Origin of the sequence: Ponticaulis sp. (assembly GCF_029210165.1) — a bacterium.
Taxonomy (GTDB): domain Bacteria; phylum Pseudomonadota; class Alphaproteobacteria; order Caulobacterales; family Hyphomonadaceae; genus Ponticaulis.
This window is the reverse complement of sequence record NZ_JARGNT010000001.1, coordinates 2,141,362-2,162,125: the sequence shown is the minus strand read 5'-3', so window position 1 is coordinate 2,162,125 and position 20,764 is coordinate 2,141,362. Positions and strand designations below refer to the sequence as shown.

Genomic DNA, 20,764 nt, shown 5'->3' with positions numbered 1-20,764 from the left:
TATTTTTTATCAATATTTTCAGAGCACTAGTCTTTCTCAGCCTGCTTGACTTCGCAACTGCACATGGCTAGTTTCCGCGCGACTTCGGTCACAGCTTAATTTTTCATTCACGGTGGGCTCATGCCTCCTAATTCGCCAGAACAAGACGATCTGGCTGCGCGCATCGCTGCAGCGCAGGACAGACACAGGGCGAAGACGGAACGCAAACCCGGTTCATCTTCCGGCGCAGGCTACGGTCTCGGTATGAAAATGGTCCTCGATCTTTTCGGGGGAGTTTTGGTCGGATTACTTTTTGGTCTCGCGCTTGACCAGGTCGCAGGAACAAAACCCTGGGGGTTGATCGTTCTTATGTCGCTTGGAATTGCCGCTGGCTTCAGAATGATGTTGCGTACTGCCGAACAGCAGGCTAAGCGCAACGCGGAAACGAAGATTGATGCGTCGCCAGCAAAGACTGACGAAGCAAATAAGGGGCACGAACAGGCATGATGTTTCGTATGGAACTCGACCCAATGCATCAGTTTCAGATTCAGAAACTGATTTCACTTCCGTCACTGGCTGGTCACGACATTTCTTTCACCACAGCAAGCCTTGCTATGCTGCTCGCTGTTGGCCTGGTTGTGTTTTTCCTCGTGCTGGCAATTGCACGCCCGCAGGTGGTGCCATCCCGCATCCAGTCGATTGGTGAAATTGGCTACGAATTCATCGCAAACATGATCCGTGACACAATTGGCGAAGAAGGTTTCCGCTTCTTCCCATTCGTTTTCACGCTCTTCCTACTCATTTTCGGCGCGAACATGCTGGGAATGATCCCGTATTTCATCACGCCGACGGCTCAGATTGTGGTAACAGCGGCTCTTGCCTTGCTGGTATTCTTCACCGTCATCATTTTCGGCATCATGAAACACGGCCTGAAATTCCTGAAACTCTTCGCGCCATCAGGAATTCCTCCAGTTCTTCTTGTGGTTCTTGTTCCGCTTGAAATCATCTCCTTCTTCGTTCGCCCACTTACGCTGTCTCTGCGTTTGTTCGGTAACATTCTCGCTGGTCACATCGTTCTGAAGCTCTTCGTAGGCTTCACAACAGCCCTTCTCGGCACCGCCAGCATCCTGTCAGTCCTGGCTATCGGCCCATTTGCACTCGCGCTTGCATTCACCGCGCTGGAGTTTCTGGTGGCCTTCCTGCAGGCTTACATTTTCGCCATTCTCACATGCATCTACCTGAATGATGCATTCCACCCATCTCACTAAGAGAGCGTTCAAACTCACAAAGTCCGAAACTTGGTCTTGACCAAATCGGCAGAGTAGATTTTTACGAGCACAGTTTCCATTTAGGGGAGTAATTACCATGGAAGAAGGTCTGAAGTACGTTGGTGCGGGTCTCGCAACCCTCGCTATGTTTGGTGCAGCTCTGGGCGTTGGTAACGTCTTTGCTAGCTTCCTCGACGCTGCTATGCGCAACCCATCTGCTGCTCCGCAGCAACAAACCAACCTGTTCCTCGGCTTCGCGCTTGTGGAAGCACTTGGTATCCTTGGCTTCGTGATCGCGATCCTTATTCTGTTCGTAGTTTAACTTTAAGCTACATTGGGCGGGCCCAGTTTCCGGGCCCGCGTAACACTGATTAAGGTCAACACCCATGGCAAATGATACCCACGGTGCTGATCACGCGGTTGAAACCCTTGCCGAGCATGGCGCTGAACATGCAGGTCCTGCGTTTCCGCCGTTTGACACGAGCACATTCGCATCACAGCTCTTCTGGTTGGCAATTGCATTTGTCCTCCTTTACCTGTTCCTGTCTCGCCTTATTCTGCCGAAACTCGGTGGCGTGATTGAGCAACGTAAAGGTAAGATTGCGTCCGACCTTGATGAAGCAGCCCGGATGAAGTCTGAAGCAGACGAAGCTCTGATGGAAGCCGACAAGCAGCTGGCAACAGCTCGTGCGGAAGCTCGCATGAATGCGGAGAAGGCCCGATCTGAGATCGACGCTAAAATCGCAGAAGCAAGTGCAGCTAAAACAGCTGAGCTTGATGCAAAGCTTTCCGAGGCTGAAACCCGGATTGATGACATGAAGGCTAAAGCCATGGACAATGTTGCATCTATCGCAGCAAGCACCACGGGCGCTATCCTTTCACAGCTTGGCACAACAGCTTCCGAGGCAGACATCGCTGCTTCTGTAGCGAAGTCCCTGGATGAGGTTGCAGCATGAAAATGACACGCATCCTGTCCGCCGGTCTTATAGCTGCTCTTGCTGCACCGTCTGCGTTCGCGGCCGGCTCAGATCCGTGGTATCTGAATACCACTCACTGGGCTTTCCTGACGCTGATCATCTTCCTGCTTCTCGTTTGGCGCTTAGGCGCGTTCAAAGCGATTGGAAGCGCGCTGGATTCGCGAGCTGATGAAATTCAACGCGAACTCGACTCAGCGCAGAAGCTTCGTGAAGAAGCGTCCGCTATGCTGAAAGAGGCTGAGCGTCGTCAGCAGGAAGCTGCTGATCAGGCCGATGCTATCGTTCGTCAGGCTGAAGCCGATGCAAAAGCTATGCTCGTGCAGGCTGATAAAGATCTGACTGAAATGGTCGCACGCCGTGAAGCTCAGGTTGAAGCACGCATTGCGCGTGCAGAAGAAGAAGCTACCCGTGCTGTTAAGCGCGTAGCGGCTGATGCTGCGACACGTGCTGCAGCTGATCTGGTTCGCTCCAATGCGGACAAGTCATCCGGCGCTGACACCTTCACTGAAGCACTGGGTCAGGTTAAGTCAGCGCTGTAAGCTCTGCTCAACTGATAAGAACTTTAAGAACGCCGCTTCGATCGAAGCGGCGTTTTTTATTGCCCCACCACGCCCCGTCATGAATGCTGGGCACAGACTGAAAACTATGGAAACTGCGATATGGCTGAGATCAAACTTTCCGATGCACAGCGAGATCACCTGATTGACGGGATCAAATCTTATATGTCCGAAGAACTGGATGCAGACGTTGGAAGCTTCGAAGCGGGTTTCTTTCTGGACTATCTCATCAAAGAGATCGGACCTGCTGTCTATAATCAGGCGATCTACGACACACAGGCCGCGCTCACCCAACAGATCGAGCGCCTGTCAGAAGATTTGCTTCAACTGGAAAAGTAACAGCCCGCTTTAGCTGTCTTTGTGTTCGCCGAAGATAAGGCGAAGTAGCCAGTCCGGGGCAAACCGCTCAAGGCTCGGGTGACGGGCAAGCATTCCCTGCAGCCAGCGACGCCCCCATACGGCATTGCGCGCCAGAAGCACCACACCCAGAATAACGATCGGCAGACCAATCGGAATGATCGGTGTCAGGAAGGCAATGATCACACCAAGCGGGATCAGGATCGTGCCAAGAATCGCCAATGCAGACCGGATAATTGCGGCCACACCTTGCTTCACCATAGACGGCGGCGCCTGCGTCGCGGATGCGGCGGCTTCCTCTGTCGGAGTTGAAGGATTTTCGTTCGGAGCGATCATGAAAGTCGATATGGGGTAAGCAGCGATATAAAGCAATTGGACAAAGCGCACGAACCGGCCATTATTTGGCGGAAGAGCGCTCACCAACGCGTGTATATGATTTTAAGTGGGACGAAGCACACCATGCGATTGAACCTGATACAGGCCTTACGCGCTTTCGCTGCCTATCTCGTAGTGTTTTACCATATCCGCGCCATCGAATTCGAATATGCGCGCGAGATGGGAACCGATGAATATGCGTTGGTAGGCGGGCTCTTCTCCAATGGCTGGGCAGGTGTGGACCTGTTCTTTGTAATCTCCGGATTCATCATGGTCTATGTGACCTTTTCAAGACCTTCCGGCGTCGCAACGGTGAAAGACTTTCTGCTGGCGCGCGCCTTCCGGATTTATCCACCCTGGTGGCTCTTCTCCGGCATGATGGCGCTATTCTTCTTCCTGTCTTACGGCACACCATATGATGCGGCGGCTCTGGCACAGTACGATAATGATCCGCTGAACCATATTCTCAGATCCATCTTCCTGCTGCCGCAGCCAAACTTCCCCATCCTTGGCCTCGGCTGGACGCTGGTGCATGAGGTCTGGTTCTACATCGTCTTCGCATTCATCCTGCTCGCGCCGCGCAAATACATGCCTGCTCTTTTGGGCCTGTGGGCGGTCATCGTTCTGGGTGGCGCGGCGATGGGCTGGACGGGCGCGTTTGCTGCGGATTACCTCAAGCTTGCCTTCTCTGTGCACACTGTTGAGTTCATCGTCGGCGCGTTCACCGCCTATCTGTTCCTGAAGCAGGATAAGCCATTCTTCCCGGCCGCTATATTCGGCTTAGGTGTGGTCGCCTTCATCGCAGCAACATATCTCCACCCATATCCGAACCGCTTTACGCTGGAATGGGGCCGCATGCTGGTCTTCACCCTGCCCTGCGCCATGCTTCTATACGGCGCTGCAGGCCTTCACACGCGCGCGACGGGCGGGTGGCTCAAGCCGCTTAGTCGATTAGGCGACTGGTCTTTTTCGCTGTATCTCGGCCATCATTTCGTGATCGCAGGCCTGCCAATCGTCGGCGCAATCATCGCGGCAAAAGGCGAGCCCATGCTTGGTATGGCACCGGGCAAGCTGAATGTGTTCCGCCTCGGCTCCGAAGGGATACTCGATAACGCACTCTACATGACCGGTATGGTGATCGGTTCAACCCTATTTGCGGCGATCATCTATCACTTCTTTGAACAGCCTGCGCTGCGCTTCCTCACAAAGCGCTTCCGCAAGCCACAAGCCGACAAAGAAAAAGCGCGGCTGAATGAAACCGTCGCGCCATAATCGGGGGATCAGATGAAGATTGAAGGCATTCAGGGGTTACGAGCACTCGCAGCTTATCTGGTCCTGTTCTTCCATGTCACAGGTAATGAACGCCTGCAGATCAGCCTCGCAGAGGCATCGGAAAGCCCTCTGTTTGGAACACTCTTCAATCAGGGCTTTGTTGGTGTTGATCTGTTCTTCGTGATCTCCGGCTTCATCATGGCCTATGTCACGCATGATCTGACGCGCGGCTTTGGTGGCGTGAAGCAATTCATGCTGGCACGCCTCTTCCGCATCTACCCAGTCTGGTGGCTGTTTGCGGGTATTCTCGCCATTCTCTCACTCGCTATGGCGGGCACGCTCTGGCACCCCGATGCCTTTAACGCAGCCGAGGGCAATGGTTATGTCTTCATGCTGAAGTCTTTCCTGCTCATTCCGCAGGACAATCTGCCATCTCTGAATGTCGGCTGGACGCTGATCCATGAGATGGGCTTCTATTTGGTCTTTGCTGGGCTTCTCTTCCTGCCGCGAAAGCTCATGCCTGCGGGCCTTGCGGTATGGGGTGTAGTGGTGATGGCGGGTTTTGTCCTCGCGTCACAACTCTCGCTCTCAGATGCGACGCTTGAAATCATCGTTTCGCCTATGTCGCTTGAGTTCATCCTAGGCGCATTTGCGGGCTTTGCCTTTGCCTCAGGCTTCCGGAAATTCCAGCTGCCAGCATTCATCGTTGGTCTTATCGGCGCGGTCATCGCCTACCCGCTTGTCTCCGCTAGCATGGCTGAAGGCGACAGGCTTATCGTCGTCGCATACTTCGCCCTCCCCTTCACGCTGATGGTCTATGGCGCGACAGGTCTTGATGCGGCGCTGAAGGAAAACCCGGCCTTCAAAAGTGTAGCTCGCTTGGGTGACTGGAGCTATTCGCTCTATCTCTGCCATCCGATTGTTTTGCTGGTTCTACCGAAAGTCATGCAGCTTACAGCTCAGATCCTGATGAGCGTTGGGCTACCGGCGAGCAGCGTCTCCTTCTTGCTGGTTGGCAGCGAAGGGCTGATCGACAATCTCGTGTTCAATCTGCTGGCTGTGCTTGGATCAACGCTATGCGCCGGCGTGACCTTCTACATCTTCGAGCGGCCTGTTCTTCGCTTCCTGAATAGCACATTCCGGAAGCCTCAGGCGGATAAAGAAAAGGCGCGACTGAATGAAACCGTCGCGCCTTAGCATTTGATTATTCAGCGGCTAGCTGTTCAGGCGCTGGCGGCACCCATTTCAGCGCCGGCTTTCGTGCCGCCTGTGTCTCGTCGAGACGCTTCATAGGCGCAAGATATGGCGCGCCTTTCAGCGTATCATCGCCCTGCGCCGCACGGCGTGCCACGCTTTCCAGAGCGCCGCAGAAACGGTCGAGCTCTGCTTTGCTCTCTGTCTCTGTCGGCTCGATCAGCATCGCGCCATGCACCACCAGCGGGAAGTACATGGTCATCGGGTGATAGCCCTCATCGATCAGCGCTTTGGCGATATCGATTGTCTCAATGCCCTCAGCCGTGAACTTGTCCGAGAACAGCGCCTCGTGCATGCAGAAGCCGTCAAAAGCCGGCGTCATAACTGTCTTTAGTTTCGCCTGAATGTAGTTGGCATTGAGAACAGCATCTTCAGCCACCTGTTTCAGGCCGTCTGCGCCATGGCTCAGCATGTAAGACAGCGCACGTACGAACATGCCCATCTGACCGTGGAAGCTCGCCATACGACCGAAGCTCTCTTTGGCTTCTTCCACCAGACGGAAGCCGTCTTCATCCTTCAGAATAAATGGCACCGGCGCGAATGGTGCGAGCGCTTCTGAAAGCACGGTCGGGCCGGAACCCGGGCCGCCGCCGCCATGCGGCGTGGAGAAGGTTTTGTGCAGGTTGATGTGCATGGCGTCGATGCCGAGGTCACCCGGGCGTACACGGCCAACAATCGCGTTGAAGTTCGCACCGTCACAATAGAAATAACCGCCAGCCTCATGAATGAGGTCAGCGATGTCCTTAATGTCGGTTTCGAACAGTCCGCACGTATTTGGGTTGGTCAGCATGATGCCGGCGACATCATCGGTCTTTTCCAGCTTGGCACGCAGATCTTCCATGTCGACACGGCCGCGCTTGTCAGCGCTGATCTCGTCCACGATGAATCCGCACTGGGCAGCTGTCGCGGGGTTTGTGCCGTGCGCAGACGCAGGAACGAGAACGCGCTTACGTGTATCGGCTTCACCGCGAGAGATAAGCGCCTGACGGATCGCCAGCATGCCGCACAGCTCACCATGCGCACCGGCTTTCGGGCTCATCGCCACAGCCGGCATGCCTGTCAGCGTTTTCAGCCATGTCGCCAGCTCGTCGATCATCTCCAACGCGCCCTGTACGCTCGCCTGAGGCTGCATCGGGTGAATGTCAGCAAAGCCCGGCAGACGCGCCATTTTCTCGTTCAGACGCGGGTTATGCTTCATAGTGCACGAACCCAGCGGGAAGAGACCAAGGTCAATCGCGTAGTTACGCTGTGACAGGCGCACATAGTGGCGAACCGTTTCAGGTTCAGACAGGCCCGGCAGCTCAGCCTTGCCAGCACGTTCCACGCCGCCAAGACGCGACTTCGTGCCTTTGGCTTTGGGAAGGTCCACACCGGTTTTGCCCCAGCGATCTGTTTCAAAGATCAGCGGTTCAAATTGGTAGAGGCCTTTGGAGCCGGATACTGTTTCAGTGTCATGCTGAGAGCCCGTAGCAACCGGAGTTGATGGGCGGCCTTGAGAGTTCATGCTCATGAGAGAATCTCCTTCAGGGCTGACGCGTAGGCGGCGATGTCTTCAGGTGTTGTGCATTCTGTTGCCGCGCAGACGATGACGTTGGAGAGCTCGTCCTCATGCGGGTAGAGGCGTGATGCACGCACACCACCAACAACATCACGGTCCAGAAGGCCCTGAAGCGCGTCAGCTGCATTCATCGGCACACGGAAAGCAAACTCGTTGAAGAAGCGCGGCGTGATGATTTCAACACCATCTACCGCTTCCAGGGCATCTGCCAGATCACACGCTGCCTCATGGTTCAGGACCGCGAGGTCATGCAGGCCTTTGCCTCCGAGAAGCGTCATGTGCGCTGTAAACGCCAGCGCACAAAGACCGGAGTTTGTACAGATGTTAGACGTCGCCTTGTCACGGCGGATGTGCTGCTCGCGCGTGGAGAGCGTCAGAACAAAGCCGCGCTTGCCTTCTGCGTCAGTCGTTTCACCGCACAGGCGTCCCGGCATCTGGCGAACCAGCTTTTGCGTCGCTGCGAACAGTCCAACATAAGGGCCACCGAAATTGAGGGAGTTACCAATGGACTGCCCCTCACCCACAGCAATGTCAGCGCCCATTTCGCCTGGCGGCTTCACCAGGCCAAGGCTGACCGCTTCTGTGAAGACAGACACAAACAGCGCTTTCTTCTCATGGGCGGCATCCGCAACCGGCGTCATGTCTGTAATCGTGCCGAACACGTTCGGGCTTTGGCCGATCACACAGGCTGTTGCGTCATCAACTGCGCCAGCCAATTCCAGTTCGCCATCAATCGCGGCTGGCAGCTGTACGACCTCAATGCCCTGCGCTTCGCAGAGCAGCTTGGTGGACGCTGCATAATGCGGGTGCAGACCGCCAGACAGAACGACTTTCTTTCGGCGCGTCGCACGGCATGCCATGACAGCAGCTTCCGCACAGGATGTAGCCCCGTCATACATAGACGCGTTGGCGACATCCATTGCGGTGATTTCAGCAACCTGTGTCTGGAATTCGAACAGGGTCTGAAGCGTGCCCTGCGCGATTTCCGGCTGGTAAGGGGTGTAAGTCGTCAGAAATTCGGAGCGCTGGATCACCATGTCGACGCTCGCCGGAACATGATGCTTATACGCGCCGCAGCCCACAAAAAAGGCCGAGTCAGATGCCGTGACGTTCTTGCTGGCCAGTTTGGTCAGATAACGTTCAACAGCGAATTCGCCCTGATGGTCCGGCAGGCCCGGCACAGTGCCCGGCAGGCGCGCACTTTCAGGGACGTCTGTGTAGAAATCATCGACGCTGTTTGCGCCGATCACCGACAGCATGTCTGCGCGGTCTTCCTGTGTAAGCGGGAGGTATCTCATTATGCCTCTCTCAGAATTTCTGGTTTAAAAGTCAGACCGCTTAGAGGTCTGCGCAGAACGCTTTGTACGCCTCAGCGTCCATCATGGCGTCGAGCTGGGTCGGGTCTGTGATCAGCATTTTGACGAACCAGCCTTTGCCTTCAGGGTCCTGATTGACTGTCTCTGGTGCGCCTTCCAGTTCGGAGTTGGCTTCTTTCACAATGCCGGAAACCGGCGCGTAAACGTCAGATGCAGCCTTCACGCTCTCAACAACAGCGAGTTCGTCGCCTTTGTTAGAGTTGCGGCCTTCTTCTGGAAGTTCCACGAACACAACATCGCCGAGTTGTTCAGCAGCATAAGCGGTAATGCCTACTGTTGCCGTGTCGCCCTCCATGCTCACCCATTCATGGTCTTCAGTATATTTCACAGTCATAGCCTAACCCCAGTTCAGCGTTTGTAATTGTGTGGAACGAACGGAAGTTTCGCGACCTTCGCAGAGCGCGGCTTCCCGCGCACCATAAGGGTCAGTTCCGTTCCGATCTTTGAAAATTCACGGTCGACATAGCCCATAGCCACAGGCCCTTCGACGGTCGGTCCAAAACCACCTGAAGTGATCTCGCCAATCTTCTGGTCGCCTGCATAAATCTCGGTGCCTTCACGCGCTGGCGCACGGTCCGTTGGCTGTATGCCGACGCGACGGACAGGTGCACCGTTGGCGATCTGGTCGAGGATTTTCTCTGCGCCCGGAAAGTCTGCAGCTTGGCGGCGGCTCTTGGAGATCAGCCATGTCAGCGACGCTTCGACAGGCGTCTTTTGCGGATCAAGATCATGCCCGTAAAGACAGAGACCTGCCTCAAGGCGGAGACTGTCACGCGCGCCAAGACCGATCGGCTTTACCCGCTCATCGTCCAGCAGTTCGACAACATAGCCGGCACCGGACGCCGGAACGAGAATTTCAAATCCGTCTTCACCCGTATAGCCACAACGTGACACGATGCAGGTCAGGCCTTTGCAGACCATTCGGCGGCTTTCCATGAAACCGAGATAAGCGGCTTCCGGGAAGCATTCGGTCACAACGGCTTCAGCGTCAGGCCCCTGCAGGGCTACAAGAATTCGGTTATCGAGGCGTTCAAGGTCGGCAAGGTCACCGAGCTTTTCTTTCATCAGCGCCCAGTCGTCTTCCTTAGTCGCGCCGTTGACCACAATGTAAAGACGTCCCTGCTGGTCGCCTTCATATGGACGGGTAATGATCAGGTCGTCGAGAATACCGCCCTCTTCATTGAGCAGCACGGTGAGACGGGCCTGACCTGGCTCAAGGCCCTGAATATCGCCCGGAACGAGCGTTTCGATTAGCTTGGCAATCTCGATATGCGCGTCTGCGTCTGCGCGCGGACCACCCGGAAGGGTTAGAAGACATGGGCCCATATGGGAGACATCAAACAGACCGCAGTGTTCGCGGGTCCACTTATGCTCGGCCATGACGCCTTCAAACTGGATTGGCATGTCATAACCGGCAAAGCCGACCATCTTCGCGCCGAGGCGGACATGAACATCATGCAAAGGGGTTTGCGCTAGCGGCGGATGGTCACTCAAAATGCACTCCAACGGGTTAGCAGCCGCGTGTCGCAGCCAGCCCCCGCTGTCTCGGTGCCTGAGAGATTCCGTGAGCCAAAACGCGCTCACTTGCTCCGTCGGCGAGGCTTTTTGCCTCTTTCCAGCGTTTTCGTTCTCAACGGTCCTTTTGCCTGAGCGTTTCCGGGGCGGTTGCGCCTTCGGCCCCGGGGTTAATCCCGGTGTCTCCCGTCGAGAGCGTGGTCTCTAAGCGTAAACATTACGCGAGTCAAAGAGTATGACTCACAAGGTCAGAGTCAAATGACAGGCCGCAGATTCCGCGGCCTATCCCCAGTTCTTGCAAATTCGGCAGAAAATCAGCGATTTCCTGCTCTTTATTGAGGCACTACATGCGCTCTGGTGTTTTGATACCCAGAATGTCGAGGCCGGTTTCAAGCTGGTTCAGCACCGCTTCGCACAGACCGAGTCGCGATGCGCGCAGCTCTGCATCCTTCTCGGCCGCGATTGGATGGGCCGCGTAGAATGCTGAGAACGCCTGAGCGAGGTTGTAGATATGCTCGCATAGGAAGTGTGGCATACGCTTCTCAAACGCCTGCTCAAGCGCCGTATTAAAGCCATCCATCTGCATGGCGAGCTTACGCTCTGTGTCGCTGACGATCCTGATGGCGCCCGCGGCATTCCCCTCGCCTTTTGCGCGGCGCAGAAGCGCTTTGATGCGAACAGCTGCATAAAGGAGATACGGACCAGTTTTGCCTTCGAAGCTGGTGAAGCGCTCCAGGTCGAACTTATAGTCCGTGGTGCGCGTATTCTGAAGGTCAGAGAAACGCGTCGCTGCAAGCGCAATCTTCAGGCCGATATCGCGCACCTCTTCTTCTGAGAGATCATCAGAAAGGTTGGCTTCGGAGATACGCTTTTCAGCCTCTTCCAGCGCCATGCGGTTCAGGTCGGACAGGCGCACTGTACCGCCGTCACGCGTTTTGAACGGCTTACCATCGTCACCATTCACCGTGCCGAAGCCGATATGTTCCAGACCTGCTTCCGGGAAATAGCCCGCTTTTTCGGACGCACGGAAAACCTGCTGGAAGTGCAGCGCCTGACGCTGGTCCACAACATACAGCATGGTGTCCGGCTTGATGTTCTGTGCGCGGTCGAAAATCGTCGCGAGGTCTGTTGTGTGATAGCCGACGCCGCCCCTTGAGTTCACGAGGATAAATGGCGGCATCTCGGTTTTGCCTTTGTCGGTGTCGCGCGCCACGCGAATAATCCACGCGCCGTCGCTTTTTTCGGCAATGCCACGATCTTTCAGGTCAGCGACCATGGGCGCGACGAACGGATCCGCGTCGCTTTCGCCTTTCCAGAGGTCGAATGACACGTTGAGGCGATCATAATCGACTTTCAGCGCTTCAACCGACACATCAATGAAATGCTTTAGAAGCGCGCGATAGCCTGCACGGCCAGCCTGTAGTTCTGCCGTCGCTTTCTGGCAAAGCTCGCGATACGCCTCATCCGTTTTGGATTTGCCAGACGCGAGCGGGTAAAGCCGTGCAAGGTCCTCGATTGTGACCGGGCTTTCCGCAGGGAATGGGCCTTCATTGCCAGCATCAAAGTAAGGCAGATCAGGCTGTTCTTCAGATAGACCGACAATCAGCTGACCCATTTGCAGGCCCCAGTCACCAAGATGTGCATCACCGATGACGGTGTGGCCGAGGAAACGGCAAAGACGCTTCAGCGTGTCACCGATGACGGCTGACCGCAGATGCCCAACGTGCATTGGCTTGGCAACGTTCGGGCCGCCAAAATCGATCACAATGGTTTTTGTGTCTGCGCTCTGGTCTGCGCCCGCAAGCTCGCTTTCTCGCACGCCTTGTACACGGCCTGCGAGAAGCTTTTCGGTCACTTTGATGTTCAGAAAACCGGGGCCCGCGACTGTGATGTCAGCAATGGCGGGATGGCCAGACAGTTTCTCAACAAGCTCGCCAGCGATCTCGCGCGGGTTGCGGCGCGCAGCTTTCGCCGCTGCCATAGCGCCATTGCACTGGAAATCTGCGAGGTCCGGGCGGTCGGATCGGCGAACCATGCCGAGTTTTGCTTCAAGACCAATTGCTTCAAACGCCTGTCCACATGCCGTGGACAGTTCGGACGCTATGTCCGCCATGACCGGATTTCCTTATTTACTAAACTGTACTGGTTATTGTGTCTGGAGCAGGAAGCGACGACCGGTTTCGTTGAACGTGCGTTGTTCGTCGGTCAGCTCAAAGCCCACAAGAATTTCAAAGTTCGCGCCAGAGATTGAAGAATCAGCGCGTGGGATCACGATGCGACCGACAGTCTCTTCCATCGTCACGATCTGACGACCGTTGCGGAATTCAACATTCACAGGGAAGACCTGCTTTTCGATCACCGCGCGGTTTGTACGCGTCACGGCTACGAAATAGTTGAAGGTGTGCTGGTTCGTCGTCGCAGCATCGCCGCGGCCGAATGCAAAATCGATCTCGATTTGTGCTTCGATCGGATCATCCTCGAGGTAACGGCAGAACAGGCGTACGCCATTGATCTCACCGGTAAACTCGATGTTGTTGTACTGGTCGCCCCCTTCGGTGAACTCTACAATGCGCTGTGCTTCATAAACAGAACCTGCCGCAGGGCACGGGCCCTGGTTTGGACGTGTGTCCAGATTTTCGAATGTAGAGCAGGCTGAAAGAAGCAGAGCAGACCCGGCAAGGGCAGAAGACACTAAAAGACGCACGTGAAACAACTCCTTGGCCGTTTTCTGTAAGGACACCATCTGTTAGAGCGTGATAACGGTGCAAACCCGAACTGGCAACGGCGCATTGTGCCGTGTGAACAAGAGGTAATAAGAAAACATGCAGTCACTGACGATCCGCCTCTCTGCCCCGCGTGGATTCTGCGCTGGCGTAGACCGTGCCATTCAGATCGTCGAAGAGGCGCTGACCAAATGGGGGCCGCCCGTTTATGTGCGTCACGAAATCGTTCACAACGCCCATGTCGTCGAAGGCTTGAAGGCCAAAGGCGCTGTGTTTGTAGAAGAACTGTATGAATGCCCTGACGACCGCCCGGTCATCTTTTCTGCCCATGGCGTGCCAAAATCCGTACCCGCAGAAGCCGCTTCGCGTGAAATGATTTACGTCGACGCGACCTGCCCGCTCGTTTCCAAGGTTCATGTCGAAGCTCAGAAACACGCTGATGCAGGGCGCGATATTCTTCTGATCGGCCATGCGGGCCACCCTGAGGTGGTCGGCACAATGGGCCAGTTGCCGGACGGAACGATTCGCCTAATCGAAACGCCCGAGGACGCAGAAACCATCAGCGTCGACAATCCGGACAATTTGGCCTTCGTGACCCAGACGACGCTTTCAGTAGATGACACAGCCGAAGTGATCGGCGTGTTGCAGCGTCGTTTCCCGTCTATTTCAGCACCGCATAAAGAAGATATTTGCTACGCGACCACCAACCGTCAGGAAGCGGTCAAAGCGATGGCAGAAGGCGCTGATCTGGTGCTGGTCATCGGCGCGGAAAACTCTTCGAACTCCAAGCGTCTCGTTGATGTGGCGTTACGTTCCGGCGCCAAGGCTGCGCGCCTGATTGCCTCTGTCGATTTTGTAGACTGGAGCTGGTTCGAAGGCATCTCAACGCTTGGCATCACGGCGGGTGCAAGTGCGCCTGAAATCCTTGTCGATGATCTCATCAATGCCTGCCGCGAACGGTTTGACGTCTCGATGGAAGAAATCCGCGTCACCGATGAGAACGTGATCTTCAAACTGCCGCGCGTGCTTGCAGTCTGATACAAAAAAGGCGGCGCTCTTCAGCACCGCCTTCATTCTTTTCGCGTTCGCCTGATTTATTCAGGGACCGTCACAGAGACCGATTCCAGCTCAACCACTGTGTCACCAGCTGGCCAAAAGCCTATAAAGTCTGATGCCGGGTCAACAATATCCGGAATTGCGTAGTCGAAAGAATATTCAGCAAAATCCGATGTCAGATCAAAGCGTTCCCACCCGCTATTGCCTGCAGCATTTGTAGAGTACGCAACCGCCACACGGTTTGCCTGACCACCCGCAGCGCGTGCCGAGAAGCTCACAGTAACAGTCTGGCCATCAAGGCTGCCAATTGTTGGTCCGGTGTACTCGATGGACGCACCCGTTGTTTCACCGCCAGAGTTCATGCCACCGATATTGGTGTTCACCAGCGTTACGACTGAAGACCCAGGCGTAACAGTAACCTGATCTGTTGCGCTGAGTGCGCCAACGAGTGCTGCGCCTTCCCAGCTCATATTCTGCGGGTTTGAAGGCGTCTCAACGACTTCTTCGGGGGCAGGAGTCGGCGCTGCCGGCGCTGGCTCGTCCTGTCCCCCACATGCGGCAAGCCCAAGCGCCATAATGGAAACACCAAGTGTCCTGAAATGCATAATCAACCTCATTCTTCAAATGCCTGTCCCCAGGCTGATGTGATCCCGTCGTCTCCGAAAACCGGGACGTTCGCAATACAGGGCCACGCTTAAGAACGAAATAAGTCATCAATTTGGCATTTCGTTCCAAGAACACGTCTGAAGCCCCTGAAAACAGGAAACTTACGTTCTTCATGCTCAAAAAGCAGGCAGGCTGCCTTTTCGCCCCACGGCGTGGTTTCACGTAATTCAACCAAACCGCGACAACTGCTCAATTGACCAGATGGGGCTCTCATGTGAAGGAAGCGCATGGCTGTTTATACTGAAGTTGACGACGACGCACTGAACGACTTTCTGACCCGATATGACATCGGTGAAGCGGTTGCTTTCAAAGGCATTGCGGAGGGCGTTGAGAACTCCAACTACCTCCTCGAAACAACGCAGGCGCGCTTCATTCTCACCCTGTATGAGAAGCGTGTAAATCCGGATGACCTGCCCTTTTTCATGGGCGTCATGGAGGCTCTGTCGGCGGCGAACTTCCCGTGTCCTCAGCCCGTCAAAGGCAAGAACGGCACAGCGCTTCAGACACTTCTCGACAAGCCTGCTGCCATCGTCACCTTTCTGAAGGGCATGTCTCCGCGACGGCCGGACGCAAACCAGTGCCGCCAGATTGGCGAAGCCATGGCGCGCATGCACCTTGCGCTACAGACAAGCTCCCTCGGGCGCCCGAACAATCTGTCCATAGATGCGTGGGATGAGCTTTATGACGGCCGCGAAAGTGTTGCCGCAACGCTGGCGCCGAACCTCGCCACACTGATCTCCGGCGATCTGGAGCGTTTGCATGACCAGTGGCCTGATCCTGAAGCCCTGCCCAGGGGTATTATCCACGCAGACCTTTTTCCGGATAACGCATTCTTCCTGGGTGAGAAATTCTCTGGCGTGATCGACTTCTATTTTGCCTGCACCGACATGCTGTCTTATGACGTCGCTATCGCGCTAAACGCCTGGTGCTTTGAAGCGCGCGGCGAATTCAACATGACCAAAGGCCGGGCCCTCATGGCTGGTTATGACAGCGTTCGCAGTTTCACTGAAGCTGAGCGCAAAGCTCTGCCCGCACTCATCCATGGCGCGGCCATGCGCTTCTTCCTGACACGCCTTGTCGACTGGACAGATACGCCAGCCGATGCGCTCGTACGCCCTAAAAATCCGGTCGAATATGCAGAAAAGCTTGGCTTCCACAGACTGGCACGGACCGTGGAAGACTATGGTTACATGGCAGGATGAGCCTGCTCTCAAAACGAGCAGTCAGAAAAAACACCTTAAAAAAGAGCCGCGCTAACCCGCCGTTCACTAGCTTCTGCTTTCTATTTCCGAGGAATCCTGAGCAAATTTCAGGAATATCTGAAAAACCGGGCGGGGATCTGGAGTGGGCGACACGCATAAAGCCGCGAACCAGCAGCGCAGCTCCATCAGGAGATGCAGCGTAGCCGCGCTTGCCTGCATCCTCTTTTTCGCCTCACCACCCGCCTTTTCGCAATCTGCTGATGTCCCACCTCAGCTCACAAACGAAGCTGTTACGGCAGAGAACTGGCCCGCAGCAGCAGTGGAGCTTGTCGAAGACATTCTCTCGCGTCCTTTCATGCCGGGTGACTATTACGCGTTCGAAGCTCTGAAAGAGACGCTGTCTGAAGAAGAATTACTCGAACGACACATGGAATATGTCTTCCACGATTCCATTATGGGAATCGCCGACTATCCGCGCGTCGTCGAAGAGATGGACGCCTTTCTGGAAGAGACCGGACTTGAGGTGACCCCCGCTTTCAGAACACTGAGCTCGATCGGCTATGAGACTATGGTCTCTAACGATTACCGCGCAGGGCTGGATCGGATTGACGCATTCCTTCGCGCACGTGGTTTCACCGCAGACGAGTATGTGCGCGCCCTTGTGCTGCAAGCCGTTTTTCTTCTGTATCTCGATCAGGATATCGATGCGGCCAATGTCGTACGCGACATTACCGCCTTCACGAACAGGCACAGCGTTTCGGAACTTGTCGCATTCGACGTTGCCCAACTGGAAATTCGTGTATTTGAAGCACACACATCGCCCGCAGGCATGATTGATCTGCTTTCACGTGAATACTGGACCATTCAGGATCTGATGCTGCCATATACGGTAAGCACCACTCCGCACGATGTCGCGAACATGCTGTATACGCATGGAAGAATAGCGGAACTCGAACAGGTCACAAACGCCTTTCTGAACGCAACAGAGGGCGACGAATACGCCTATTTACGGGGAGACGCACTTCATAGCTGTGCGATGCTAAATCTCGCTCAGGGACTGAACGAGCGCGCCATTGAATGTGCTGTAGCAGCGGAACCCTACGTTACGAACCAAGACAGCATCCAGTATCTGTGGGCCGTTACAACGGTCGAGGCCGCTATCCGTGCCGGGGATTCAGACCTCGCTCAGACCTATTTCGAAAAACTCGGCGCGCTGCCGGAAGCGCAGCTGAACAATCGTAACCAGTTCACTGTTGCAGAATTGGAAGCGCGGCTTCTCGCGCTTTCGGGCGATATAGACGCCGCCTACGCCGCCATGCTGACCTTTCACCAGACAAAAGCAGTCGCTCTCGACGATGAAATTCAGGAACTCGCGGCGAACCAGATGCAATATTTGCAGGAAGAGGCCGACAGGATTTCCGAGCGCGCCAACCTGCTCAACCTCCAGAACACGCTGCAACAACGCACCATCCGATTGTTCCAGTGGCTATCGGCGCTCTTCGGCCTGCTGCTGGCTCTGTCGATCGCATTTGCGTTTCTTATGCTTCGCAAAAACCGCGAAGTCGTACATGCCCGCGACGATGCCCGCCGTATGAGCGAAGTTAAGTCCCGCTTCCTTGCAAATATGAGCCATGAGGTTCGCACGCCAATGAACGGGGTCATCGGCCTTGCTGGAGCGCTTGAAAAGACCGAACTGGATGCGCGCCAGTCCGAGCTTGTGACGCTCATTCAGCGCTCAAGCAAGCTCATGACAAATGTGCTTGACGATATTCTCGATCTTTCCCGTATCGAGTCCGAAAAGATCATCATTGAGAACAAGGAATTCGTGCCACGTGAATTATTCGAGGAAACGAGGGTCTTCTTCGAAGCCAGCACCGACAGAGATGGTTTGTCGCTCACATTCGTGCCGAATATCGGCGAACACCTTCTGGTGAATGGTGATGCCTCGCGTATTCGTCAAATCCTGTACAATCTCATCACCAACGCCCTGAAATTTACGGAAAGCGGCAGCATCGAAGTGAGATGCTGGGTGAACAAAACCGGCAGAACAGATGGCAAAATTTGTCTCTGGTTCTCGGTCGAAGATACAGGCCAGGGCATTCCGTCCGATAAGCTGAACACGATTTTCGAACCCTTCATGCAGGCGGATAGTTCCTCGACACGCCGCTTTGGCGGGCTGGGGCTTGGCCTCGCCATTTCCAGACAACTCGTCGAGCTCATGGATGGAAACATCAATGCGAGTTCTACCATCGGGTCGGGCACACAGATCGATTTCTGCGTTCCGGTGGAGCTAATCTCAGAAGACGTTGCGATTGTAAGCGAAACAGAAACGCCGGTCAGTTTCGACCAGACCACCCAAGTCCTCGTCGCCGAAGACCATCCGATGAACCGCAAGGTCATCGATGTACTGATGGACGGCCTTGGCATTTCGCCCCTGATTGTTGAAACCGGCCTTGATGCTGTCAGCGCCTATCAGAAAGCGCCTTTCGGCTTCGTCTTCCTCGATATCCAGATGCCCGTTATGGACGGCATCGACGCGCTCATACGAATGAAGCAGATCGATCAGGCAGAGGGCCGTATACCGCCTCAATATGTTGCCTTCACTGCAAATGCGATGACCCATCAGGTCGAACACTATAAAGCTGCCGGCTTCGATCATGTGTTGACCAAGCCTGTCGAAGTGCAAAGCCTCATCACAATATTCTCTTCAACACCGACAATCGAGGCAGAAACCGAAGACGCCTGAGAAATCTGGGTGAAACTGCACTTCTGAAATTGACGCTACGCTCAAAGCTCGGTTCAACCTGTGTGATGACGAAATCAATTGAAATCTGGACGGACGGAGCCTGCTCGGGAAACCCCGGGCCTGGCGGCTGGGGCGCACTCCTTAAAAGTGGCACGCATGAGAAAGAGCTTTATGGCGGCGAGCCTGAAAGCACGAATAACCGTATGGAACTCATGGCCGCCATTGTCGCGCTGGAGACGGTAAAGGATGGCTATCACATCACGCTGCACACCGACTCCACTTATGTGAAAGACGGTCTGAACAAGTGGATCCACAACTGGAAACGCAATGGCTGGAAAACGGCTGCGAAAAAGCCCGTCAAGAACGCCGATCTGTGGCAGAGACTTGATGCTGCCGCGTCCCGCCACCCTCACCTTAAATGGAAATGGGTGAAGGGACACGCAGGCGATGAGGGCAATGAAAGAGCCGATGAACTGGCTCGAAAAGGTGCTAGCGAACAGCCCCGCTAAAAATCTTCCCAATCATGTCGTCTGTTCGATCAATTCCCCAAAAAATCTCGCGATTTACGATGGATAACTCGCACCACTGCCGATAGTGTCTGATGAAATTGGGGGAAGCGTTTCAGCTGAAACGCTTATTTTGTATTGTGCAGGGGTACTGAAGTTATGCATCTTCTATTGCACGTCGGGACGGAACAGACGGGGGCCGCTAACTGGCAGAAGGTTCTGTTCCATTATCGTAGCCAGCTGGCCGAGAGCAAACTCTGGTATTCAGCCAGTATGGGCGCTCCGTTTTTCCCGGCGAATCATCGAAAGCTGATCGCATATGCGCGTCCTTTCTCTGAGAAGGATGATAGTCTGGAGATGTTCGGCATTCAGAGCGCCGATGCACAGGTCAAATTTCGCGAAAAAACCCGCGAGAAGCTTGAGAACGAAGTTGGAAAAGCGCGCGAGAATGGCTCGGACGTTTTCTTTCTGAGCTGCGAACACGCGCATTCACGTCTGACGAAACCGGAATGGATCGCCGAGCTTAAAACGCTGTTCGACGGTTTGTTCGAAAGCGTGACGGTGCTGTTTCACCTGCGTCCGCAAATCGATATGGCGATCAGCGCAATTACGAATTCGGTTCTTTTCGGACAGCCGCTTTCCCGCGCGAGCTTCAATGTCGTGAAGCCGTCCACCGCGTATTACGACTATCTGGGCATGGTGAAGAAGTGGGCGAGCGTTTTCGGGGATTCCAGCATTCGCCTCTCGGCCTTCAAGAATGATGTATTCCCGCTCAAAGGCATGGATGCCGGGCCGGCCAGTATAGAGTCTGACATTCTAGATAATGCCGAAGACTCCCTGACCATGGGGCTCGACCTTTCCATGATCGAAGCTGTCATGTCCGTGCCGGATCTACGCACGCGTCACATTCAGTACTTCCAGTCCTATCCGGTACAGACGCCGTTGCGACTGGGCATTGACCGCGCGACCAAGCTACAAGCGGCATTCTTCGAAGATAATGCTCAACTGGCGACCCGCTATCAGGGGATTAAGGCGAGCGATCTGACGCCGGACTGGGCGCCGCACATGGAAGCCAGCAATTTCGATCAAATAACCCCGTCTAAAGAGACAGGTCGTTTAATCGAACATGTGCTTGAAAGAAGCCGGATGGTATTGCTTCGTCAGAAAGCGGAAACACATCTAACCGAATGCGAGCGGGCGCTCGCCAGAAACAATGTAGATATCGCACGCAACTTCTACGCGTCATTTGAAAGGGCACTGAATGAGTCAACACCTGAGTTCGAGCGTTTACGCCTGTCTCCGGACATAAAAAACCGGATGCTTGAATGCAAGCAGAAGGTGAGTTGACAAAACTCTTTCAATGAAATCAAAGAAAAA

General features: G+C 54.9%; 21 protein-coding genes and 2 riboswitches. Of the genes, 13 read left to right on the top strand and 8 right to left on the bottom strand.

What is annotated here, in order from left to right; all coding sequences use genetic code 11:
- Positions 1-120 precede the first annotated feature (120 nt).
- From P1U45_RS10500 to P1U45_RS10475, 6 genes are all read left to right on the top strand, one after another.
- Positions 121-486 (top strand): AtpZ/AtpI family protein, encoded by a 366-nt coding sequence (locus tag P1U45_RS10500; RefSeq protein ID WP_366144970.1) that lies wholly within the window; start codon positions 121-123, stop codon positions 484-486.
- Complete coding sequence (locus P1U45_RS10495; RefSeq protein ID WP_363258726.1) at positions 486-1,247, top strand: F0F1 ATP synthase subunit A; 762 nt, start codon at positions 486-488, stop codon at positions 1,245-1,247. Before P1U45_RS10500 ends, P1U45_RS10495 begins: the two co-directional genes overlap by 1 nt.
- Positions 1,248-1,344: 97 nt before the next feature.
- Positions 1,345-1,569, top strand: a complete 225-nt coding sequence (locus P1U45_RS10490) for a F0F1 ATP synthase subunit C (RefSeq protein WP_293608503.1) — start codon at positions 1,345-1,347, stop codon at positions 1,567-1,569.
- Positions 1,570-1,633: 64 nt separating this feature from the next.
- Positions 1,634-2,203, top strand: coding sequence for a F0F1 ATP synthase subunit B (locus P1U45_RS10485; RefSeq protein WP_301059026.1), 570 nt, complete (start codon positions 1,634-1,636; stop codon positions 2,201-2,203).
- The gene (locus tag P1U45_RS10480; RefSeq protein WP_301059024.1) at positions 2,200-2,763 is read left to right on the top strand and encodes an ATPase; all 564 of its coding nucleotides are present in this window, start codon (positions 2,200-2,202) and stop codon (positions 2,761-2,763) included. The genes P1U45_RS10485 and P1U45_RS10480 overlap by 4 nt, the downstream gene beginning before the upstream one ends.
- A gap of 120 nt (positions 2,764-2,883) precedes the next feature.
- The gene (locus P1U45_RS10475; RefSeq protein WP_293608500.1) at positions 2,884-3,120 is read left to right on the top strand and encodes a DUF2164 domain-containing protein; all 237 of its coding nucleotides are present in this window, start codon (positions 2,884-2,886) and stop codon (positions 3,118-3,120) included.
- A gap of 9 nt (positions 3,121-3,129) precedes the next feature.
- Here the strand turns inward: P1U45_RS10475 and P1U45_RS10470 are convergent, their stop codons facing one another.
- Positions 3,130-3,474 carry a hypothetical protein gene (locus tag P1U45_RS10470; RefSeq protein ID WP_301059023.1) on the bottom strand — a complete coding sequence of 115 codons (345 nt, stop codon included), beginning with the start codon at positions 3,472-3,474 and terminating at the stop codon, positions 3,130-3,132.
- Between the two features lie 123 nt (positions 3,475-3,597).
- Between P1U45_RS10470 and P1U45_RS10465 the strand changes: the two genes are divergently transcribed.
- Both P1U45_RS10465 and P1U45_RS10460 read left to right on the top strand, forming a co-directional pair.
- Entirely contained in the window at positions 3,598-4,785 is a 1,188-nt protein-coding gene (locus tag P1U45_RS10465; protein WP_301059021.1) for an acyltransferase, read from the top strand.
- Between the two features lie 12 nt (positions 4,786-4,797).
- Positions 4,798-5,982 carry an acyltransferase gene (locus P1U45_RS10460; protein WP_301059019.1) on the top strand — a complete coding sequence of 395 codons (1,185 nt, stop codon included), beginning with the start codon at positions 4,798-4,800 and terminating at the stop codon, positions 5,980-5,982.
- A 7-nt stretch (positions 5,983-5,989) separates the two neighbouring features.
- Here the strand turns inward: P1U45_RS10460 and gcvPB are convergent, their stop codons facing one another.
- The 6 genes from gcvPB to P1U45_RS10430 form a co-directional block, all read right to left on the bottom strand.
- Positions 5,990-7,549 (bottom strand): aminomethyl-transferring glycine dehydrogenase subunit GcvPB, encoded by a 1,560-nt coding sequence (gcvPB, locus tag P1U45_RS10455; RefSeq protein ID WP_301059017.1) that lies wholly within the window; start codon positions 7,547-7,549, stop codon positions 5,990-5,992.
- Positions 7,546-8,895: an aminomethyl-transferring glycine dehydrogenase subunit GcvPA gene (gene gcvPA / locus P1U45_RS10450; RefSeq protein ID WP_301059015.1), complete on the bottom strand. Its 1,350-nt coding sequence runs from the start codon at positions 8,893-8,895 to the stop codon at positions 7,546-7,548. The genes gcvPB and gcvPA overlap by 4 nt, the downstream gene beginning before the upstream one ends.
- A gap of 40 nt (positions 8,896-8,935) precedes the next feature.
- The gene (gene gcvH / locus P1U45_RS10445) at positions 8,936-9,301 is read right to left on the bottom strand and encodes a glycine cleavage system protein GcvH (protein WP_366144995.1); all 366 of its coding nucleotides are present in this window, start codon (positions 9,299-9,301) and stop codon (positions 8,936-8,938) included.
- 20 nt (positions 9,302-9,321) lie between these two features.
- Positions 9,322-10,467, bottom strand: a complete 1,146-nt coding sequence (gene gcvT, locus P1U45_RS10440) for a glycine cleavage system aminomethyltransferase GcvT (protein WP_301059012.1) — start codon at positions 10,465-10,467, stop codon at positions 9,322-9,324.
- 44 nt (positions 10,468-10,511) lie between these two features.
- Positions 10,512-10,594: riboswitch (glycine riboswitch) on the bottom strand.
- 3 nt (positions 10,595-10,597) lie between these two features.
- A riboswitch (glycine riboswitch) is annotated at positions 10,598-10,687 on the bottom strand.
- Positions 10,688-10,831: 144 nt separating this feature from the next.
- On the bottom strand, positions 10,832-12,601 hold the full coding sequence (argS, locus tag P1U45_RS10435; RefSeq protein WP_301059010.1) for an arginine--tRNA ligase: 1,770 nt from the start codon (positions 12,599-12,601) through the stop codon (positions 10,832-10,834).
- A gap of 33 nt (positions 12,602-12,634) precedes the next feature.
- Entirely contained in the window at positions 12,635-13,192 is a 558-nt protein-coding gene (locus P1U45_RS10430) for a hypothetical protein (protein WP_301059009.1), read from the bottom strand.
- A 118-nt stretch (positions 13,193-13,310) separates the two neighbouring features.
- Here P1U45_RS10430 and ispH point away from each other — a divergent pair, with 118 nt between their 5' ends.
- Positions 13,311-14,249 carry a 4-hydroxy-3-methylbut-2-enyl diphosphate reductase gene (ispH, locus tag P1U45_RS10425; protein ID WP_301059007.1) on the top strand — a complete coding sequence of 313 codons (939 nt, stop codon included), beginning with the start codon at positions 13,311-13,313 and terminating at the stop codon, positions 14,247-14,249.
- A gap of 56 nt (positions 14,250-14,305) precedes the next feature.
- On the opposite strand, the gene P1U45_RS10420 is transcribed toward ispH, so the two are convergent.
- The gene (locus P1U45_RS10420; protein ID WP_301059005.1) at positions 14,306-14,872 is read right to left on the bottom strand and encodes a hypothetical protein; all 567 of its coding nucleotides are present in this window, start codon (positions 14,870-14,872) and stop codon (positions 14,306-14,308) included.
- A gap of 288 nt (positions 14,873-15,160) precedes the next feature.
- Here P1U45_RS10420 and thrB point away from each other — a divergent pair, with 288 nt between their 5' ends.
- From thrB to P1U45_RS10400, 4 genes are all read left to right on the top strand, one after another.
- Entirely contained in the window at positions 15,161-16,135 is a 975-nt protein-coding gene (gene thrB, locus P1U45_RS10415) for a homoserine kinase (RefSeq protein WP_301059004.1), read from the top strand.
- Between the two features lie 142 nt (positions 16,136-16,277).
- Positions 16,278-18,881 (top strand): ATP-binding protein, encoded by a 2,604-nt coding sequence (locus tag P1U45_RS10410; protein WP_301059002.1) that lies wholly within the window; start codon positions 16,278-16,280, stop codon positions 18,879-18,881.
- Between the two features lie 65 nt (positions 18,882-18,946).
- Complete coding sequence (gene rnhA / locus P1U45_RS10405) at positions 18,947-19,390, top strand: ribonuclease HI (protein ID WP_301059001.1); 444 nt, start codon at positions 18,947-18,949, stop codon at positions 19,388-19,390.
- A 156-nt stretch (positions 19,391-19,546) separates the two neighbouring features.
- Positions 19,547-20,734 (top strand): hypothetical protein, encoded by a 1,188-nt coding sequence (locus P1U45_RS10400; RefSeq protein WP_301058999.1) that lies wholly within the window; start codon positions 19,547-19,549, stop codon positions 20,732-20,734.
- The last annotated feature ends 30 nt before the right edge of the window (positions 20,735-20,764 follow it).

What these genes read in the sequence shown, in the direction of transcription:
- argS (WP_301059010.1), bottom strand. Translation starts at nt 12,601, where the DNA reads ATGGCGGACATAGCGTCCGAACTGTCCACGGCATGTGGACAGGCGTTT.
- P1U45_RS10500 (WP_366144970.1), top strand. Translation starts at nt 121, where the DNA reads ATGCCTCCTAATTCGCCAGAACAAGACGATCTGGCTGCGCGCATCGCT.
- P1U45_RS10485 (WP_301059026.1), top strand. Translation starts at nt 1,634, where the DNA reads ATGGCAAATGATACCCACGGTGCTGATCACGCGGTTGAAACCCTTGCC.
- thrB (WP_301059004.1), top strand. Translation starts at nt 15,161, where the DNA reads ATGGCTGTTTATACTGAAGTTGACGACGACGCACTGAACGACTTTCTG.
- P1U45_RS10420 (WP_301059005.1), bottom strand. Translation starts at nt 14,872, where the DNA reads ATGCATTTCAGGACACTTGGTGTTTCCATTATGGCGCTTGGGCTTGCC.
- P1U45_RS10460 (WP_301059019.1), top strand. Translation starts at nt 4,798, where the DNA reads ATGAAGATTGAAGGCATTCAGGGGTTACGAGCACTCGCAGCTTATCTG.
- P1U45_RS10465 (WP_301059021.1), top strand. Translation starts at nt 3,598, where the DNA reads ATGCGATTGAACCTGATACAGGCCTTACGCGCTTTCGCTGCCTATCTC.
- P1U45_RS10495 (WP_363258726.1), top strand. Translation starts at nt 486, where the DNA reads ATGTTTCGTATGGAACTCGACCCAATGCATCAGTTTCAGATTCAGAAA.
- P1U45_RS10480 (WP_301059024.1), top strand. Translation starts at nt 2,200, where the DNA reads ATGAAAATGACACGCATCCTGTCCGCCGGTCTTATAGCTGCTCTTGCT.
- gcvPB (WP_301059017.1), bottom strand. Translation starts at nt 7,549, where the DNA reads ATGAGCATGAACTCTCAAGGCCGCCCATCAACTCCGGTTGCTACGGGC.
- rnhA (WP_301059001.1), top strand. Translation starts at nt 18,947, where the DNA reads ATGACGAAATCAATTGAAATCTGGACGGACGGAGCCTGCTCGGGAAAC.
- P1U45_RS10490 (WP_293608503.1), top strand. Translation starts at nt 1,345, where the DNA reads ATGGAAGAAGGTCTGAAGTACGTTGGTGCGGGTCTCGCAACCCTCGCT.
- P1U45_RS10400 (WP_301058999.1), top strand. Translation starts at nt 19,547, where the DNA reads ATGCATCTTCTATTGCACGTCGGGACGGAACAGACGGGGGCCGCTAAC.
- P1U45_RS10470 (WP_301059023.1), bottom strand. Translation starts at nt 3,474, where the DNA reads ATGATCGCTCCGAACGAAAATCCTTCAACTCCGACAGAGGAAGCCGCC.
- ispH (WP_301059007.1), top strand. Translation starts at nt 13,311, where the DNA reads ATGCAGTCACTGACGATCCGCCTCTCTGCCCCGCGTGGATTCTGCGCT.
- P1U45_RS10475 (WP_293608500.1), top strand. Translation starts at nt 2,884, where the DNA reads ATGGCTGAGATCAAACTTTCCGATGCACAGCGAGATCACCTGATTGAC.
- gcvPA (WP_301059015.1), bottom strand. Translation starts at nt 8,895, where the DNA reads ATGAGATACCTCCCGCTTACACAGGAAGACCGCGCAGACATGCTGTCG.